Origin of the sequence: Rubrivirga sp. SAORIC476 (genome assembly GCF_002283555.1) — a bacterium.
Taxonomy (GTDB): domain Bacteria; phylum Bacteroidota; class Rhodothermia; order Rhodothermales; family Rubricoccaceae; genus Rubrivirga.
This window is the reverse complement of record NZ_MVOI01000003.1, coordinates 178,329-194,480: the sequence shown is the minus strand read 5'-3', so window position 1 is coordinate 194,480 and position 16,152 is coordinate 178,329. Positions and strand designations below refer to the sequence as shown.

Sequence of the window (16,152 nt, the reverse complement as noted above, 5' to 3'; positions counted from 1 at the left end):
GGCACCCCCGGCGACGGCGTCGAGGTGACGAAGATCGAAGAGACCAACGTCGGCGCCGCGCTCGAGAGCGCCGCCGTCCCGACCTCCTCCGACGCGCCGACGGCCGTCGAGCAGGCCGCCGAGCAGATCGGCTCGGAGCCCGCGCCCCGCGCCGTCTCGCCCGAGGTCGCCCGCCGCCTGATCGCCGCCTCCAACCCGGAGGACCTCCAGCGCATCGCGGCGCCCGGCGCGGCCGGCACCACGATGAAGTGCCCCTTCAAGACGGCCGGCGTCGAGTACATCGATTACAAGGACGTCGAGACGCTCAAGCGCTTCGTCAACGAGCAGGGCAAGATGCTGCCGCGCCGCATGACCGGCGTCTCGGCCAAGTTCCAGCGCCAGCTGACGACCGCCATCAAGCGGGCCCGGCAGGTCGCGCTCCTCCCGTTCGCCGCCGACAACGTCAAGTAGCTCTGAGGCGTCCGGCGTGGGGCGTGGGCGATCCGCGCCCTCCTCACGCCCCACCGCTCAGGGCTCATAGCTCCGAAACCCATGAAAGTCATTCTCACGGAGGACCACGACACGCTCGGCATCAAGGGCGACCTCGTCGAGGTGAAGCCCGGCTACGGGCAGAACTACCTCATCCCGCGCCAGATGGCCGTCGTCGCCACGAAGTCGACCATCAAGCGCTACGCCGAGGAGCGCCGCCAGGCGGCGCACAAGATCGAAGCCGCCCGCGGCAACGCCGAGAAGCTGGCTGCCCGCCTCAACGGCACCGAGATCCTGATCCCGGTCCGCACCGGCGAGGAGGGCCGCCTCTTCGGCACCGTCACGACGCAGCAGATCACCGACGAACTGACCGCGCTCGGCTACGACATCGACCGTCGGAAGGTCTCGCTCGCGGAGGACATCAAGACCGTCGGGGAATACCCCGCCACGGTCCGGATCCACCCCGAGATCACGTCCGAGATCACGATCAAGGTCGTCGCCGAGGAGGAGTCGGTATAGCCGACCTCCCTCGACCGATCGGCGGGGCGTCGTTCTTCGGGACGGCGCCCCGCATCCGTTCGGGCACTTTCCCCCCTTCGCCTGCGTTGGTCGCCGCATGACCCGGATCGCCCTGCTGCTCGCCCTGCTCGTCACCCTGCCCGCCTCGGCGCAGCGGACGAGCGACATCGTCTCCTGGCGCGTCCGCGCCGACCGCGCCCAGGCCGGCGGGGAGGCCCGCGTGGTGCTCGACGCCACCATCCGGCCCGGCTGGCGCCTCTACGCGCTCGGCTCGCCCGTCGGCATTCCGCTGACCGTCACGCTGGACCCGCTGCCGCCGCGCGTCCGCGCCGCGCGCCTCGTCCAGGCGACGCCTGTGGAGGGCTACGACGAAGCCTTCGAGAGGGCCTACCCGTACTTCGCCGAGACGGGCCGCGTGGTGCAGGTGCTCGCCGTCGGCGAGGGCGCCGAGGCGGGCAGCCGCGAGGTGTCGGGCTCGGTCCGCTACGCCGTCTGCGACGACCGCATCTGCCTGCCGCCCACCGAGACGGCCTTCCGCGTGCCCCTGGTGGTCGAGTAGTGCGCCGCCCGCTTCTTCTGATCCTGGGGCTGACGCTCGGCCTCACCGCCTGCCGAACGGCCAGCGTGCCGCCCGTGGAGGCACCGGTCCCCGTGGCGCCCGTGCCGCAGGCCGCGCCCCAACTCATCGCCGACGTGTCGATGCTCGCGGGCGACGCCTTCGAAGGGCGGGGTGCCGGGACGCCCGGCGGCTACCGCGCGGCCGACTTCGTGGAGCGCCGCTTCCGAGAAAGCGGGCTGACGGGCGCCTTCGACGGCCGCTTCCGCCAGACCGTCGCGTTGCCCCAGGGAGGGGACGGCGTCAACCTCGCCGGGCGGGTCGAGGGGACCGTGTTTCCGCAGCAGGTGCTCCTCGTCACCGCCCACTACGACCACCTCGGCGTCCGCGCAGGGCAGGTCTACAACGGGGCCGACGACAACGCCTCCGGCGTGGCAGCGCTGTTCGCGCTGGCCGAGCAACTCCGAGAGGTCCCCCCCGCGCACACCGTCATCCTGGCTGCCTTCGACGCCGAGGAGCAGGGGCTCGTGGGCGCGCAGGCCTTCGCCGACACACCGCCGGTTCCGCTGGGCGCCGTGCTGGCGGTCGTCAACCTCGACATGGTGTCGCGCGGGCCTCTCTGGGCCGCCGGGACGGCGCACTACCCGCACCTCGGCCGCTTGCTCCAGGGCGCGGGCCTGGACCTCCGGTACGGCCATGACGAGGGCACCGGGGCCGACAACTGGACCGGCGCCTCCGACCATGCCGTCTTCCACCGCCAGGGCGTGCCGTTCGTCTACTTCGGCGTCGAGGACCACGCCGACTACCACGCGCCCACCGACGACGCGGCGCGAATCGACCCGGTCGTGTTCGCCCACAACGTCGACACGATCACCGAGGCGGTGCGGGAACTGGACCGCCGCCACGTCGACCTGGTCGCTGGCCGCTGAGACCGGTCAGGCGGACGACCGGAGGCGCTGCCCCTTCGCCAGCGCCCCCGAAAGGTCGGCGCGGCGGGTCGGCTTGGTGAGGAAGTCGTCGCAGCCCGCGGCGAGGCACCGGTCGCGTTCGCCGTGCTGCGCGTTGGCCGTAACGGCGATCACGTACGGCTGTGCCCCGGCCTCGACCGTCGCCCGGAGCGTGCGGGTCGCCTCGTAGCCGTCCATGCGCGGCATGTGGATGTCCATCAGCACCACGTCGTAGGGCGCCCCATCCCGGATGGACCGGTGGACTGCCTCGACGGCCTCGGCGCCGTCCTGGGCGATGTCGGCGCCATGCCCGAGGCTCGCCAGGATGCGAGACGTGACGCGCTGGTTGACGGGGTGGTCCTCGGCGATGAGGATGCGGAGCGCGTCGCCCGGGCTGTTGTGGCCGGGGGCTGCCGTCATGGCCGGTCGCGAGCGCGCGATCCAGGCCGCGGTCGCCGGGGTGGGCGCCTGCGGGGCGTCGAAGGAGAAGCCGAACACCGATCCCGCTCCGACCTCGCTCTCGACCCACAGCGTGCCCCCCATCATCTCGACGAGGCGGCGGCAGATGGAGAGGCCCAGCCCGGTCCCGCCGTAGGTGCGCGTCGTGGACGCGTCGGCCTGGGAGAACGACTGGAAGATGGCCTCGCGCTTCTCCGGCGCGATGCCGATGCCCGTGTCGCGGACCGTCAGCCGCAGCCGCGACGGCCCCTCCGCCTCGATGCGGAGGCGCACGGAGCCCGCGGCGGTGAACTTGATCGCGTTCGAGAGCAGGTTCAGGATGACCTGCCGCAGACGGGTCACGTCGCCGATCACGCTCGCCGGGACGGCCGGGTCCACCTCGGAGGTCAGCAGGAGCCCCTTCTCGGATGCCAGCACTGTGCACGGGGCGAGGGCGTCGTAGATGGCCGGGCGCACCTCGTACGGACAGGATTCGAGCGTGAGCATCCCGGCCTCGATCTTGGAGAAGTCCAGGATGTCGTTGATGAGCGTGATGAGCGCGTCCCCGCTGGTCTGGATGGTGCGGACCATCTCGCGCTGCTCGTCGTCGAGGCGGGTGTCCAGGAGCAGCCCCGTCATGCCGATTACGCCGTTCATGGGCGTCCGGATCTCGTGGCTCATGGTGGCCAGGAACTCCGACTTGGCGCGCGTGGCCGCCTCAGCCGCCTCGCGGGCCTCCTCCAGCTGCTCGGTGCGGGCCTCGAAATCCTTCGAGACGCGCGTCAGGAGGTGGTTCAGAGCGTGCGACTCACGCGTGAGGTGCTCCACCCGGTAGTCGCGGCGGGCCGTCGCGCGGTCGGCGCGGCGAAGCGACACCATCATCTCGTCGCGCGTGGCCGGGTCCGCGATGCGCGACTGGACGAGCGCCGCCAGCGCGGCGAGGTCGGGGTCGGAGAGACTCATACCCGCTCGCGGAGGGTGAGGATCGAACAGGTCTCGTTGTGGAAGTCGCACGCGCCGCCGTGCTGCGCCCCGATCTCGCCGTACGAGAAGTAGCCCACCAGCGGCGCGCCCCACAGGCGGTAGAGAGCCTCCACCTCGTCCTCGGCGATGGGGCCGAGCGCCGTGTGCCGGGCCTTGCAGGCGACCAGCAGGACGGCGTCGGGTGCCGGGGTGCGGTCGCGGAGGGCCGACGCCTGCGCCACCACCCGCTCGACGATGTCGAGGGAGGGAGGGACGCAGAACCGGACCCGGCCGCCCTCGGGCACACCCCCGGCGAACACCAGCCCGCCGGTCCCTGGGGCGGGGAACAGCGGCGCGCGGATGACCGACGTGCCGTCGTCGCGGCGAATGCTGAGCGGGAACTGGACGCCGATGTCCATGACGATGCTCGCTTCGGGGTCCCGGAGCCCCTCGATGCCGAAGGTGTCGCCGTACACGTCCAGCACCGACTCGCCGTCAAGCTCGAACACGACGTTGCCCTCCGACCGGGTGACGGTCTTCTCGACGCCGACCGGCTGCCAGCCACTCGTGGCGAGGCCCTGGGTCTCGATCCGGGCGCCGTCCAGCACGAGGCCGACCAAGCCGTCGGTGAGCACGTCCGAGGAGGACGCGACGCGGGTCTCGACCATGCGGAGGTTGTCCCCGGCGAGTCCCCCGAACAGGGTCACCGGCCGCCCGGCGCCCGCCTGCACGCCGTTCACGACCGCCTCGCCATCGGTGGTGAGGCCCGACCCGAAGGTGATCACGACGGGGTCGGCGTAGCGATCGGCGGCGAACCGGCCGAGGCGCTCGGCGACGGTCGCCGAGGTCTCGCCCTCGGCGCGGCGGTCGGACCAGACCGAAAAGGCATCCTCGGGCGCGTCGAGCAGGAGGAGGGCGATGCCGTCTTCGGTGAGCGAGGCGTCGGCGATCTCCCCGGCCGTGCTGGCGCCGACGACCGCCATCCCCCGCGAGACGAGCGCGGCCCGGAGCACGTCCAGGTCCTGGTCGGGGCCACAGAAGGCGAGCGCGAGCGTCGGCCGGTCGCCGGCTGCCCGGAGGCGGTCGACCTCGGCGAGCACCGTGGAGGGGTCGAGGCCGCTCGTGACGCGGGTGGTCATGGAAGACAAAGGAGGGGACACCTTGTGCTATCGGTCACGGAGTGCGTGCCTTAACCCGTACCTGCGCCGGTCGCGCCGGGACAGGGTTTCCCCCAGAGCGGTGCAGCCGGTGGCCTGCCGACCCCGACTCGCCCGCCTGAGCGCTCGTCTCGGCGGGTGCTCAGCCTGCCCCTCTCGGGCGCGACGGGGGATCGCATCTTCCAGTCGGGCAGCGCGGTGGAGGGAACGCAGAGGCGCGGGGCGGTCCGTTTGCGCCCCAGGGCGTGCTTCCGGCACTCCGGAGAGAGTCGCGCGGTCTGAGACCGTACAGGCCGGGCGGGGGGGACGCTCGCGTTCCCTTCGGCGGGAGGGTTTCCGGAAGTGAGACGACCTGACGGAGGTTCCGGGACCCGCCCGTCCTCCGATGCCGCTCCGCCTGTCTGCCCTGCTCGTCTTCCTCGTCGGCCTGAGCGCCTGTGATACGGTCGGGCTGGACCTCCCGCCGGAGCCCGAGGCGGGCGTGCAGGCGTGGGACGAGATGCTGACGGCGGTCAACGCGGTTCGGGCGGAAGGCGCTACCTGCGGGGACCGGCGCATGGCCCCGGCGGCGCCGCTGATCTGGGACAGCCGCCTGGAGGCGGCCGCGGAGCGCCACTCGCGGGACATGGCCGAGCACGGCCACTTCGACCACCGGGGCAGCGACGGGCTGGGCACGGGCGAGCGGGTCCGGCGGGCGGGCTACGACTGGCGGGTGATCGGGGAGAACATCGCGGCGCGGCAGCAGTCGGTGGCGGAGGTGGTGGGCGACTGGGTGGAGAGCGAGGGGCACTGCCTCCACCTGATGGACCCGGGCTTCCAGGAGATCGGCGCCGCCGAGGTGGACGGCTACTGGACGCAGGTCTTCGGCGTCCCACGGTAGCACGCTTGGGTCCGGAGGCGACGTCTGGAGACCGGCGACCCGGCCCATCTCGGTGCCGAGGCGGGAGCGTTCGGGGGCACGGTGCCGGGTCGGGGCGTCTCGCGGTATACCCCGATGGGGTGGTCCGGAGCGTTCGAGAGCGCAGCGATGGGGGACGGGAGGGACGCCCTCCTCACCCCAGCCTGTGCCGCCCCCGGATCGCCTCCGTGAGCGTGCCCAGGTCCCGTGTTCGCCGCGCCGTCGGCCCGAAGGGGTCCGCGATCTCTGCCATCGGGTCCGCCAGGCGCCGCGCCACCGCCGCCACGCAGGTCGCCAGCACCTCGGCGTGGTAGCCGCCCTCCAGCGTCGCTACCAAGCGCCCCCCGCAGTGCGTGTCCGCCACCTCCTGGATCACCCCCACCGCGTCCGCCAGCCCGGCGACGCTCAGGTCGAGGCCCGCCAGCGGGTCGAGACGGTGCGCGTCGGCGCCGAACGAGAGCAGCACGAGGTCTGGCCGGAAGCGGGCCGCGAGCGGGGGGAGGACCGCCCGGTACAGGTCCGCCAACTCGTCGCCGGTCCCGGCCGGGACCGGCAGGTTCACGGTGGTCCCCGCCCCCGCCCCGGCGCCCGTCTCCGCGAGGTGACCGGTCCCGGGATAGATGTCCCCCTGGTGCGACGACACGAAGAGCACCGACGGGTCCTCGTAGAACGCCTCTTGCGTGCCGTTGCCGTGGTGCACGTCCAGGTCTACGATCAGCACCCGCTCGGCTCCGTGCACCGCCTGCGCGTAGCGGGCCGCCACGGCCACGTTGGCGAGCAGGCAGAACCCCATCGCCGCCATCGGCCGCGCATGGTGTCCCGGCGGACGTGCCAGCGCGAACCCGTTCGCCACGTCGCCCCCGCACACCGCATCCACCAGCGCCAGCAGGTTGCCGCAGCCCTCGCGCACGACCGCCAGGGAGCCGGGGGTCGCGTACGTGTCCACGTCGAGGTCTCCGCCGCCGCGTTCGCAGAAGGCTTCCAGCAGGTCGAGGTAGGCCGGGTCGTGGACCCGCTCCAGCGCCTCGCGGCTCGCGGGCAGGCCGCGGAGACGGGGGAGGGCCGCCAGCACCGGGTCCGCGTCGAGCGCGTTCCGGATGGCCGCCATCCGTGCGGGGCGGTCCGGGTGGCCCGGCTGGGCGTGGCGGGCGTCGTCGGCGAGGACGGTGAGGGCGGTCATGGGGCGATGGCCTTGGGGAGGCAGACGTAGGCGCGCTCCCGTCGGGCCTCCAGCGCCCCCGCCGTCGGCGCGTCCGCCGCCTGGCTCAGCTCGCGGATCGAGCCGTCCCGTTCGAGGAGCCGGATCGCGTCGCCGGACGCGTTGTAGGGCGTCAGCCGGGCGACTCCGGTGGAGACGTAGAGCGCCGCATCGCGCCGGGCGTCGTCGCGCGAGGACAGCCCCTCGGCCACGAGCCAGTCGGCCGTGCGGGCCATCCAGTCGGCCACCTGCCCCGCCTCGGCAGGCGCGTCGAGGGCCGTCGTGCGGACGAGGTCGCGGTCGAGAAAGCGGCGCGCGAGATCGGCCAGGACGCGGTCCGAGGACGCCGTCCAGCGCTTGAGGCTGGCCAGCACGTCCGCGTCGTCGAGGGCCGTGTAGGCATCCAGCAGCGCCTCGTGGGCAGGCGAGCCGGGGGCGTCGAGGTCGTCGGCCGTGGCACGGTCGGCCAGGAAGAAGGCGAGGCTGGGAGCCGTGTGTCCGAGCGCCGGGTCAGTGCCCCAGCGGTCGCGGGCCCGCGCGAACGCCGCCCGGAGGACGTGGTCGGCCGCGAGCACCGTCTTGTGGAGGTACACCTGCCAGTACATCAGCCGTCGGCTCAAGAGCACGTTCTCGACCGCGTACGCGCCCTTCGCCTCGATCACGATCCGCCCGTCGTACACCTGCATCGTCTTGATAACGCGGTCCACCCCCACCACGCCCTCGGCGACGCCCGTGTAGAACGAGTCGCGCCGGAGGTAGTCCAGCCGGTCCATGTCGAGCTGGCTCGCCACCAGGCTGTGGAAGAACGGCCGGTCGTAGGTCCCGTCGAAGATGGCCAGCGCGCAGGCCAGCCGCCCGCCCGTGCGCCGGTCGAGGCGGGCGATCAGCGCGCGGCTCATCCGCTCGTGGTGGAACGGGCGACCGGACGGCCCTGTGCCGAGCAGTTGATGCTCCAGCGTGTGCGAGAACGGCCCGTGGCCCACGTCGTGGAGCAGTGCCGCGGCGAGGGCCCCGTCGATCTCATCGGTGTCCATCACCGTCCCCTTCTCGCGCAGCGTGTCGAGCGCCTCGCCCATCAGCGCCATCGCGCCGATCCCGTGCTCGAACCGGGTGTGGACGGCGCCGGGGAACACGAGGAAGCCGAGCCCCAGTTGTCGGATCCGCCGCAGCCGCTGCACCTCGGGCGTCTCGACCAGCGACAGCACCAGCCCCTTCGGGACCGAGACGAACCCGTGGACGGGGTCGTTGAACAGGGTAAAGCGACTGGCCACAGCGGCGGGGGAGGGAGACGGGTGGACCCGGGCGGTCGGGGCAAGATCCCGCTTTTGGGAGGAGGGCGGGGCCGCGTCGCGGAGAGCGTTCCGTCGCCGGGAGAGCGCATCTCGGCGCTCGGGGCGGAGGAGCCCACCATACCGGCCGCGTCCCATCTCGGGGATCGCCCCCCCCGACCTGCCGTAGCATCCCACCCCCCACCTTCCTCCAGACTGTGCCTCTCTCGCTCGAAGACAAAGCCGCCGGGCTGCTCATCGTCCGCCTCGGCAACAACCTGCCGCCCGCCGTCACCGCCTCCGAGCAGGAGGCCGAGGTGGCGGACCTGCTCGACCGGCTGCCCATCGGCGGGCTGATCCTGTTCAACGGCCGCTGGCCCGACACGCGCGACACGCTGTCGCGCCTGCAGGCAAAGTCCGAGCGCGGGCTGATCGTCACCACGGACATGGAGCGCGGCTTCGGCCAGCAGGTCATCGGCGGGACTGTCTACCCCCACGCCGAGGCCTTCGGCGAGGCCGCCGACGCCGAGACCGTCCGCACGTTCGCGCGGCAGGCGAGCGAAGAGGCCCTGGCCTGCGGGGTCCACGTGACCTACTCGCCCGTGGCCGACGTGGACCGCAACCCGGCCAACCCGATCATCGGCGCCCGCGCCTTCTCCGCCGACCCGGCGCGCGCCGCCGAGCACGTCGCGGCGTTCGTCGCTGGCGTCCACGACGCGGGCCAGTTCGCGACCGCGAAGCACTTCCCCGGCCACGGCGGCACCACCGGCGACTCGCACGCCGAGATGCCCGTCCTCGACGACGACCGGGCGACCATGGAGGCCACCGACTTCGTGCCGTTCCGCGCCGCCATCGACGCGGGCGTGGACCTCGTCATGACGGCGCACGTCGTCTACCCGGCCCTCGACCCCGACCACCCGGCGACGCGGTCGCCCGCGATCCTGCGCGGCCTGCTCCGCGACGAGATGGGCTTCGAGGGGGTCGTCGTGACCGACAGCCTCCAGATGGCAGGCGCCAAGGTCGACGGCCGCACCGAGGCCGACCTCGCGGTGGACCTCCTGGAGGCGGGCGTGGACCTGTTCGTGGACGCGGTCGATCCCGAGGCGCTGGTCGCCGGGCTGGCCGCGGCGGTCCGGGAGGAGCGCCTGGACGAGGGCCTGATCGACGCCGCGCTCGCCCGCGTGGACGCCCTCCGCGACACGCTGAAGGCCCGCTTCGGCGAGGACGCGTTCCGGACGCCGCCGCTGCCGCCCGAGACCATCGCCGCGCCTGCCCACCAGGCGCTCGCCGAGCGCGTCGCCCGCGACGCCGTCGAGGTCGCCCGCGGCCCGCTGCCCGACCTCGGAGACGGCACGGGCACGCTCGTGGTGCTCATGAAGCCTGCGCCACGCCCCAACGAGCCCGTCACGATGCCGATGGGGGAGGCCGTCGCCCGGCTCCTGCCCGGCGCCGTCTACCGCGAGTTGGAGCCCACCCACGAGGACCAGGACGACGTGTTCGACGAGATCCGCCTGCTGGCCGCCGAGGCGGACCACCTCGTGCTCGCCACCATCGCCCGGCCCGCCGCGTGGAACACGTTCGGGCTCGCCGCCCGCGAGCACCGCTTCGCGCTTCGCCTGATGGAGGCCCACCCGACCACGCTCGTCGTGCTCGGCGACGCCCGCGGCCTGCGCGGCTACGACGCCTGTGCGTCCGCCCTCGTGACTTACTCCGACGTGGCCCCGTCGCAGGTGGCCGCCGTCGAGCGGCTGGCAGGGGGCGCATGAATCTGCCCACCGAACGTCTCGTGCTGGCGTTCGGATGCGGGATCGCCGCCGCCGCCTACGGGTACTGGACGGTGGAGGCGATCCGCCTGGGTCTCGGGTGGACGAGCCTCGCTGCCATCCGCGCGGCGGTGGTGCTGGGGGCGACGCTGCTGCTCGCCCTCGTCCTCCGCGCCGCGTCCCGCGCCAACCCGCCCCCCGACCCATGACCTCCGGAACCAACTATCGCTGGGTGACCGTCCTCGCTGCGGCCGTGATCGCAGGCGTCGTGACGGGCCTCGTCGTCCCTCGCGTGCTCGATACCGACACGGGGTGGATCGTCGCCCTCGTCGTCGCAGCCGTGGCGGGCGGGGCCGTCGCCCTCGCCACGCGCGAGCGCATCGACGACGGCAAGCAGGTCCGCGACGACGCGCTCGACCGGTAGCGCGCCTCCTCGTGACATCTGGGCGAAAGCGGGCGTCCGGAGCCTTCCGGGCTGCCGGCCACGCCCCACGCCTGCCTACTTTTCGGAAGCCCTTCCAGTCCCCTCCTTCTATGTCTGACGCCACGACCGACGCCCCCGTCTCTGCCTACGAAAAGGCCCCTTCCGATGGATCGGAGGTGGACCCCCGCTGCGTTCCCCAGGTCCTCGACGGCGACCCGCCCACGGGCGCCGATATCGCCTACCCCGACTACTCGCAGGAGGACCAGGACAACTGGCGGTTCCTGTTCGAACGTCAGATGGCGATGCTGCCCGGCCGCGCGGGCGCCGCCTACCTCCGCGGCGTCGACACGCTCGGCATGACGCCGGACCGGATCCCCGCCCTCGCCGACCTCTCGGCGACGCTGGAGCGCGAGACGGACTGGCGCGTGGCTCGCATCCCCGGCCTGCTCCACGAGCGGGACTTCTTCACGCTCCTCTCCGAGCGCCGCTTCCCGTCGACGGACTACATCCGCGGATCGGACGAGTTGGACTACACGCCTGCGCCGGACCTCTTCCACGACATCTTCGGCCACATGCCGATGCTGACGGAGCCGGACTTCGCCGACTTCTACCAGCTGTTCGGGCAGGCCGCGCTTCGCGCCGAGGGCGTCGACCGGCAGAGCCTGGAACGGCTCCACTGGTTCACGGTCGAGTTCGGGCTGATCCGCGACCCGGAGGAAATCCGGATCTTCGGGGCGGGCGTCAACTCGTCCAAGGACGAGGTGCTCCACGCGCTCGAGAAAGCCGAGCAGCGCCCCTTCTCTGTCCAGGCGGTGATCGACCAGGACTACGAGGTGTGGCACCTCCAGCCGGTGCTCTTCGTCGCCGAGTCGTTCGAGCAACTCGTGACCGAGTTCCGCGCCTGGGCGGTCTCGCGCGGCCTCCTGCCTGACGGTGCCTGAGCCGACCGAGCGCCTGGAGGCGGTCGTGACTGGCCGCGTCCAGGGCGTCGGGTTCCGGCGCTACGTGGCTCGCTGGGCGCGGCGCCTCGCGCTGGCCGGCTGGGTCCGCAACGAGCCCGACGGCTCGGTCCGCCTCGTGGCCGAGGGGGACCGGGCCGCGCTCGACCGGCTGACGCGGCTCCTCTGGGGCGGCCCGCCGACGGCCGACGTGGAGGCGGTCCAGGGCGATCGGGGGCCGACGGAAGGGGAGGGTGGCTTCCGCATCGACCGGTAGAAATGGTCCCGCGGGAGGAGGCACGCCGCGCGGACGCGCTCTAGGTTCGCCGGATGCGTCCGCTCCTGCTCGCTCTCCTGCTCGCTGCGACCGCCTCGGCTCAGGCCGATTGGACCGGCCGTTGGGACAGTTGCTGGGTCGACGGCTGTGCCGTCCTCGACCTCGTCCAGACGGGCGACCGCGTCCGCGGGACGTACGACCTGTACGAAGGCGTCATCGAGGGCACCGTGGAGGGGCGGACGCTGACCGGCACCTGGGCAGAGCCCGACGACGGCGGCACCATCGTGTTCACGCTCGCCCCCGACGCTCAGACGTTCTTCGGTCGCGACGACGTCGGGGACTGGTGGAACGGCGGGCGCCTTCCGGCGGCGTCGGATGTCGCCGAGGCGGCGGTGGGGGACCCGCGTGAGGCATTGCAGTCCTACCTGACCGGCATGAACGGTGTCCGCGAGGTCGGCCTGGAGCACTTCGCGACCGCTCTCCCCGCGCTGACGTTCGCGCTCGACCCGGAGCCGCCGCCGCCGTGGGACCGCGTCGAGCGCGCCAACGCCCTCTTCCAGGTCCTCGACCGGACCCTCATTCGCCTGTACGACGTGCCCCACGCCGACCTCGTCGGCACCGACACGTCGCTGGTGGTGGAGCAACTCGGCACGGGGGAGACGGTCACGGTCGCCTTCCACGCGACCGGCGGGCGCTGGGGCATCGTCGTCCCCTCCCGCGCGTCTCTGGACTCGACGCTGACGCGCCTGCTCACCGCCCGCGACGACGAGGCCACGCTCCGCGCCCTGCTCGCCACGAAGGGTCTCATCGGGACCGTCCCCGACCGGCACCACCGCCTCGACTCGCCGCGAGCCACGGTCCGCACGTTCATGGAGGGCTTCGCCGACGGGGCCGCAGGCCGCGAGCGGATCGAGGCCACCCTGGACCTGTCGCGCGTCGACCCCGCCGTCCGCGCCCAGGAAGCGCCGCTCCTCGCGGACTTCCTGCGCCAGATCCTGCTGCGCGTCGGGACGCTGGTGTGGCAGCAGATCCCCGACGACCCGGGCAGCGAGGCGCCGTACGTCCACTTCGTCCACCCCCGCGGGCGGATCGTGGTCGCCCCCGGCGAAACCGAGGCGGGAGACCGGGTGTGGCGGTTCACGCCCGAGACCCTGGCGAGCCTGCGGGGCCTGTACGAGGCCATCGACGACATGCCGCTGAGCGAGGGGGCGCGCGAGGGGGGCGAGCGGAGCCCGTTCTTCCGCCTCCGCGACCGCGTCGAGGACGTGTCGCCCGCGCTCGTCCGCCGCGCGGGGCTGGCGGAGACGTGGCAGTGGCTGGCGCTCGCGCTGCTGCTGGGGCTCGCGCCCGTGCTCGCGCTCGGCCTCGGCCGTCTCGCCGCAGGCCCGCCGCGTCCAGACTCCGACGGCGCGGACGAGGCGCGTCAGGCGCGGGCCCGGTTCCGCTGGCCCGTGCGCCTCGTGGTAGTGGGGGGGACCCTGCTCTGGGGCGTCTCACACCTCGGTCTGCCGCAGAGCCTGTTTTCGCCGCTGCGCGCGGTGGGGCTGGTCGCCCTGATCGCGGGCGGCGTCGGCGCGGTGTTCGTGCTGGTGGATGTCGTGTCGGGGCGCCTCATGGGCCGCTCGCGGCACGACGACCCGGTCGTGGTGGACGACATCCTCGTCTCGCTCACTGCGGGGGTGACCAAGATCATGGCGGTGGTCACCGCCATCCTGCTCATCTCCGACGCCCTCGCGCTCCCCTACCAGTCGGTGCTGGCGGGCATCGGCATCGGTGGCCTCGCGTTCGCGATCGCGGCGCAGGACACCATCGCCAACTTCTTCGGGAGCGCCGTCATCATGGCCGACCGGCCGTTTCGCAAGGGCGATCTGGTGAGCGTCGGCGACCAGACGGGGGTCGTCCAGCACGTCGGCCTGCGGAGCACTCAGCTTCGCACGCGCGAGGACGCCCTGGTCGTGATCCCGAACGCCCACCTCGCCAAGGAGACCGTCGACAACCGCGGGCTGCAACGGGGACGCCGGGTGGACCTCCTGCTCGGCGTCGAGTACGGTACGCCGCCGGACGTGCTGAATGCGTTCGCGGAGCGGGTCGCCGAGGTGGCCGCCTGCCACGCGGCGGAGGGAGCGCCGCCGACCGTCGGGGTGTGGGCCTTCGGGGCCTCCTCCATCGACGTGAAGGTGGTCTGCTTCCTCCCGGCGCAAACGCTCGCGGAGGAGCAGGCCGCCCGCCACCGCCTCCTGCTGGAGCTGCTCTCGCTGGCCGACGAGATGGGGGTCGCCTTCGCGTTCCCGACACAGACGCTCCACGTCGAGTCCGTACCGAAGGAGGAGGCTCCCATCGACCGAGTCTGCGTCGAGCCGTAGCGGGCCGAACGGAGCACGCGCCCTCGCTACCCGGCGCGCTTCATGATGGCGCCCGTGGCCGCCAGCAGCGGCCCCGGGGGGACGAACCGGACGGCGGCCGTCTGGAGCTTGTTGGCGAGTCCCGGCACCACACGGCGACGGTCGGCGGCCAGCGCCACGAGGCCCGCACGCGCGACATCGGCCGATGCCATCGCGCCCGAGAAGAACGCGTCCGCCATGCCCGCGCGATCGGCGAAGGCAGTCCGCACCGGGCCGGGGCAGAGGCAGGACACGTGCACGCCCGTCCCCCGGCACTCGGCCCAGAGCGCCTCGGTGAGCGACAGCACGTACGCCTTGGTGGCGGCATAGACCGCGAACTGTGGCGCGGGCACGAACGCGGCCACGCTCGCCACCGTGAGGACGCCCCCTCGCCGACGCTCGACCATGCCGGGCAGCAGCCGCCGCGTCAGCGAGGTCAGCGCAGCGACGTTGAGGCCGACCATGCCCTCGGCCTGCTCCGCCGTCGCGGTGAGGAACGGTCCCTGGATCCCGAAGCCCGCGTTGTTGACCAGCACGTCCACCTCCAGGCCCGCCTCGGCCAGCCGGTCGACCAGCGCGGCCGGGGCCGGGGCGGGTTCGAGGTCGGCCGCCAGAACCGTGGCGGTGCCCCCCGCCGACTCGATCTCGTCGGCGACCGACCGGAGCGCCTCCTCGGAGCGCGCCACGAGGACTACGTGCGCGCCTGCCGCGCCGAGCTGGCGGGCCATGTCGGCGCCGATGCCGGACGAGGCGCCGGTGACGAGGGCCGTGCGCTCGCGGTAGAAGTCGGTCATGGGGAGGGGGGAAGAGCCCGCGTGGCGAGCGTGTCGGCCAACGCCTCGGCCACCAGGCGGGAGCCCGCGGCCGTCAGGTGGACGTAGTCGTAGAGGTGCGCCCGGTCGCGCGGGACGATCGCGTCGAGGTCGACCACCGGCACGCCGAGGTCGGCGGCGACGGACCGCGTGATGGCGTTGAAGGCGACGTACTGCGCCCGGTACGCAGCGTAGCTCAGGCCGAGGTCGTCATGCGGGAACGCGAGCGTGGGCTGGGGCTCGGGCGTGAACCGGTTCGCCTGCGTCATCAGGACCGGCGTGATGCCCCACGCCCGCGCGCTCTCGACCACGCCGACCAGCGCACTCCGGAAGCGGGCCTGCACGAACGCCGTATCGGGGGCGACGACGGGGCCATCGAACTCCGACACGCGCGCCGCCTGCGGCCGCAGACGCCGGCCGAGGGCTGGGAAAAGGGCGCTGCCCAGTCCGCGGAGGCCGAGCCGGAGGTGGCAGCCCGGCGTCTGGCACGGGTCGTCGATCAGCAGGCCGCGGCTGGGGTTGTCGTTCCAGTAGTCGCCCGCCCGGAGCAGCGTCGTGAGGTCGTTGACGGCGTGCATCACCACGACCACGTCCGGGGTCTGGGGAACGCCCTTGCCGAGGAGGAGCGCCTGGGAGTGGAGCAGGTGGTTACCCGTCCGCGCCGCGTTGAGGGCGTCCACGCGGCGCCCGGTCTGGGCTTCGAGCCGCGTCGCCGTGAGCGCGTGGAAGCGGAGCGAGTCCGGCACGAACAGGCACGCCGTCGTGGAGCCGCCCAGGAAGAGCACCGTGAGGTCCGCCGACGCGTGGCGCCGCGCCGGGAGGATGAAGCCGTCGCCGTCGGTCTGGAAGCGGACCGGCACGTCCTCCAGGCCGTCCGCGTCGGCGAGCATGGCCGCCTCGGGACGGAGGAGGAGGTCGGCGCCGAGCGGCGACTCGCGGAAGCGCATCACCCGCTCCGGCGGCGGGACCGCCTGCGGCTTGCGGTCGGCCCGCCGGAGCCCGGCCTCGGCCGCGACGAGGACCCCGACCACGAGCATGATGCCGGTCAGCGCCACGAGTGCGAGCGTCCACCGGGGGTGGCGGAGAAACCAGGGCGTCGCGTCGGCAGGCACGGGGGCGAAGAGGGGAGCGCTATTCTACGGCCC

17 protein-coding genes are annotated in these 16,152 nt (G+C 73.1%); 11 read left to right on the top strand and 6 right to left on the bottom strand.

Annotation, left to right across the window (positions count from 1 at the left end; translation table 11 throughout):
- The first annotated feature begins 180 nt into the window (after nucleotides 1-180).
- The 4 genes from rpsR (at nucleotide 181) to B1759_RS02645 (ending at nucleotide 2,472) form a co-directional block, all read left to right on the top strand.
- On the top strand, nucleotides 181-450 hold the full coding sequence (gene rpsR / locus B1759_RS02660; RefSeq protein WP_369811367.1) for a 30S ribosomal protein S18: 270 nt from the start codon (nucleotides 181-183) through the stop codon (nucleotides 448-450).
- An 81-nt stretch (nucleotides 451-531) separates the two neighbouring features.
- Nucleotides 532-987, top strand: coding sequence for a 50S ribosomal protein L9 (gene rplI, locus B1759_RS02655; RefSeq protein ID WP_095513491.1), 456 nt, complete (start codon nucleotides 532-534; stop codon nucleotides 985-987).
- A 97-nt stretch (nucleotides 988-1,084) separates the two neighbouring features.
- Nucleotides 1,085-1,546: a protein-disulfide reductase DsbD domain-containing protein gene (locus tag B1759_RS02650; RefSeq protein ID WP_095513490.1), complete on the top strand. Its 462-nt coding sequence runs from the start codon at nucleotides 1,085-1,087 to the stop codon at nucleotides 1,544-1,546.
- Nucleotides 1,546-2,472, top strand: coding sequence for a M28 family peptidase (locus B1759_RS02645; protein WP_095513489.1), 927 nt, complete (start codon nucleotides 1,546-1,548; stop codon nucleotides 2,470-2,472). Before B1759_RS02650 ends, B1759_RS02645 begins: the two co-directional genes overlap by 1 nt.
- Nucleotides 2,473-2,478: 6 nt before the next feature.
- Here the strand turns inward: B1759_RS02645 and B1759_RS02640 are convergent, their stop codons facing one another.
- Together B1759_RS02640 and B1759_RS02635 are read right to left on the bottom strand one after the other, a co-directional pair.
- A complete protein-coding gene (locus B1759_RS02640; protein WP_095513488.1) occupies nucleotides 2,479-3,891 on the bottom strand; it encodes an ATP-binding protein in 1,413 nt (470 codons plus the stop codon).
- Entirely contained in the window at nucleotides 3,888-5,030 is a 1,143-nt protein-coding gene (locus B1759_RS02635) for an FIST signal transduction protein (protein ID WP_095513487.1), read from the bottom strand. The genes B1759_RS02640 and B1759_RS02635 overlap by 4 nt, the downstream gene beginning before the upstream one ends.
- A 403-nt stretch (nucleotides 5,031-5,433) precedes the next feature.
- Between B1759_RS02635 and B1759_RS02630 the strand changes: the two genes are divergently transcribed.
- Nucleotides 5,434-5,928: a CAP domain-containing protein gene (locus B1759_RS02630; RefSeq protein ID WP_095513486.1), complete on the top strand. Its 495-nt coding sequence runs from the start codon at nucleotides 5,434-5,436 to the stop codon at nucleotides 5,926-5,928.
- Nucleotides 5,929-6,100: 172 nt separating this feature from the next.
- On the opposite strand, the gene B1759_RS02625 is transcribed toward B1759_RS02630, so the two are convergent.
- Entirely contained in the window at nucleotides 6,101-7,126 is a 1,026-nt protein-coding gene (locus tag B1759_RS02625) for a histone deacetylase (RefSeq protein ID WP_095513485.1), read from the bottom strand.
- Nucleotides 7,123-8,415 carry an HD domain-containing protein gene (locus B1759_RS02620; protein ID WP_198948725.1) on the bottom strand — a complete coding sequence of 431 codons (1,293 nt, stop codon included), beginning with the start codon at nucleotides 8,413-8,415 and terminating at the stop codon, nucleotides 7,123-7,125. Before B1759_RS02620 ends, B1759_RS02625 begins: the two co-directional genes overlap by 4 nt.
- A gap of 215 nt (nucleotides 8,416-8,630) precedes the next feature.
- On the opposite strand from B1759_RS02620, the gene B1759_RS02615 reads away from it, so the two are divergent.
- The 6 genes from B1759_RS02615 (at nucleotide 8,631) to B1759_RS02590 (ending at nucleotide 14,177) form a co-directional block, all read left to right on the top strand.
- Nucleotides 8,631-10,178 carry a glycoside hydrolase family 3 protein gene (locus tag B1759_RS02615; protein WP_158225089.1) on the top strand — a complete coding sequence of 516 codons (1,548 nt, stop codon included), beginning with the start codon at nucleotides 8,631-8,633 and terminating at the stop codon, nucleotides 10,176-10,178.
- Complete coding sequence (locus B1759_RS02610; protein WP_095513482.1) at nucleotides 10,175-10,384, top strand: hypothetical protein; 210 nt, start codon at nucleotides 10,175-10,177, stop codon at nucleotides 10,382-10,384. The genes B1759_RS02615 and B1759_RS02610 overlap by 4 nt, the downstream gene beginning before the upstream one ends.
- Nucleotides 10,381-10,599 (top strand): hypothetical protein, encoded by a 219-nt coding sequence (locus B1759_RS02605; protein ID WP_095513481.1) that lies wholly within the window; start codon nucleotides 10,381-10,383, stop codon nucleotides 10,597-10,599. The genes B1759_RS02610 and B1759_RS02605 overlap by 4 nt, the downstream gene beginning before the upstream one ends.
- Before the next feature lie 110 nt (nucleotides 10,600-10,709).
- Entirely contained in the window at nucleotides 10,710-11,540 is an 831-nt protein-coding gene (locus B1759_RS02600; RefSeq protein ID WP_095513480.1) for a phenylalanine 4-monooxygenase, read from the top strand.
- A complete protein-coding gene (locus B1759_RS02595; protein WP_095513479.1) occupies nucleotides 11,533-11,814 on the top strand; it encodes an acylphosphatase in 282 nt (93 codons plus the stop codon). Before B1759_RS02600 ends, B1759_RS02595 begins: the two co-directional genes overlap by 8 nt.
- A 53-nt stretch (nucleotides 11,815-11,867) precedes the next feature.
- Complete coding sequence (locus B1759_RS02590) at nucleotides 11,868-14,177, top strand: mechanosensitive ion channel family protein (protein WP_095513478.1); 2,310 nt, start codon at nucleotides 11,868-11,870, stop codon at nucleotides 14,175-14,177.
- 26 nt (nucleotides 14,178-14,203) lie between these two features.
- Here B1759_RS02590 and B1759_RS02585 read toward each other — a convergent pair whose 3' ends face one another.
- On the bottom strand, nucleotides 14,204-14,989 hold the full coding sequence (locus B1759_RS02585) for an SDR family oxidoreductase (RefSeq protein WP_095513477.1): 786 nt from the start codon (nucleotides 14,987-14,989) through the stop codon (nucleotides 14,204-14,206).
- Nucleotides 14,986-16,119, bottom strand: a complete 1,134-nt coding sequence (locus B1759_RS02580; RefSeq protein WP_095513476.1) for a GDSL-type esterase/lipase family protein — start codon at nucleotides 16,117-16,119, stop codon at nucleotides 14,986-14,988. The genes B1759_RS02585 and B1759_RS02580 overlap by 4 nt, the downstream gene beginning before the upstream one ends.
- Between the last annotated feature and the right edge of the window lie 33 nt (nucleotides 16,120-16,152).

What these genes read in the sequence shown, in the direction of transcription:
- rplI (WP_095513491.1), top strand. Translation starts at nt 532, where the DNA reads ATGAAAGTCATTCTCACGGAGGACCACGACACGCTCGGCATCAAGGGC.
- B1759_RS02650 (WP_095513490.1), top strand. Translation starts at nt 1,085, where the DNA reads ATGACCCGGATCGCCCTGCTGCTCGCCCTGCTCGTCACCCTGCCCGCC.
- B1759_RS02640 (WP_095513488.1), bottom strand. Translation starts at nt 3,891, where the DNA reads ATGAGTCTCTCCGACCCCGACCTCGCCGCGCTGGCGGCGCTCGTCCAG.
- B1759_RS02635 (WP_095513487.1), bottom strand. Translation starts at nt 5,030, where the DNA reads ATGACCACCCGCGTCACGAGCGGCCTCGACCCCTCCACGGTGCTCGCC.
- B1759_RS02630 (WP_095513486.1), top strand. Translation starts at nt 5,434, where the DNA reads ATGCCGCTCCGCCTGTCTGCCCTGCTCGTCTTCCTCGTCGGCCTGAGC.
- B1759_RS02625 (WP_095513485.1), bottom strand. Translation starts at nt 7,126, where the DNA reads ATGACCGCCCTCACCGTCCTCGCCGACGACGCCCGCCACGCCCAGCCG.
- B1759_RS02610 (WP_095513482.1), top strand. Translation starts at nt 10,175, where the DNA reads ATGAATCTGCCCACCGAACGTCTCGTGCTGGCGTTCGGATGCGGGATC.
- B1759_RS02605 (WP_095513481.1), top strand. Translation starts at nt 10,381, where the DNA reads ATGACCTCCGGAACCAACTATCGCTGGGTGACCGTCCTCGCTGCGGCC.
- B1759_RS02600 (WP_095513480.1), top strand. Translation starts at nt 10,710, where the DNA reads ATGTCTGACGCCACGACCGACGCCCCCGTCTCTGCCTACGAAAAGGCC.
- B1759_RS02590 (WP_095513478.1), top strand. Translation starts at nt 11,868, where the DNA reads ATGCGTCCGCTCCTGCTCGCTCTCCTGCTCGCTGCGACCGCCTCGGCT.
- B1759_RS02585 (WP_095513477.1), bottom strand. Translation starts at nt 14,989, where the DNA reads ATGACCGACTTCTACCGCGAGCGCACGGCCCTCGTCACCGGCGCCTCG.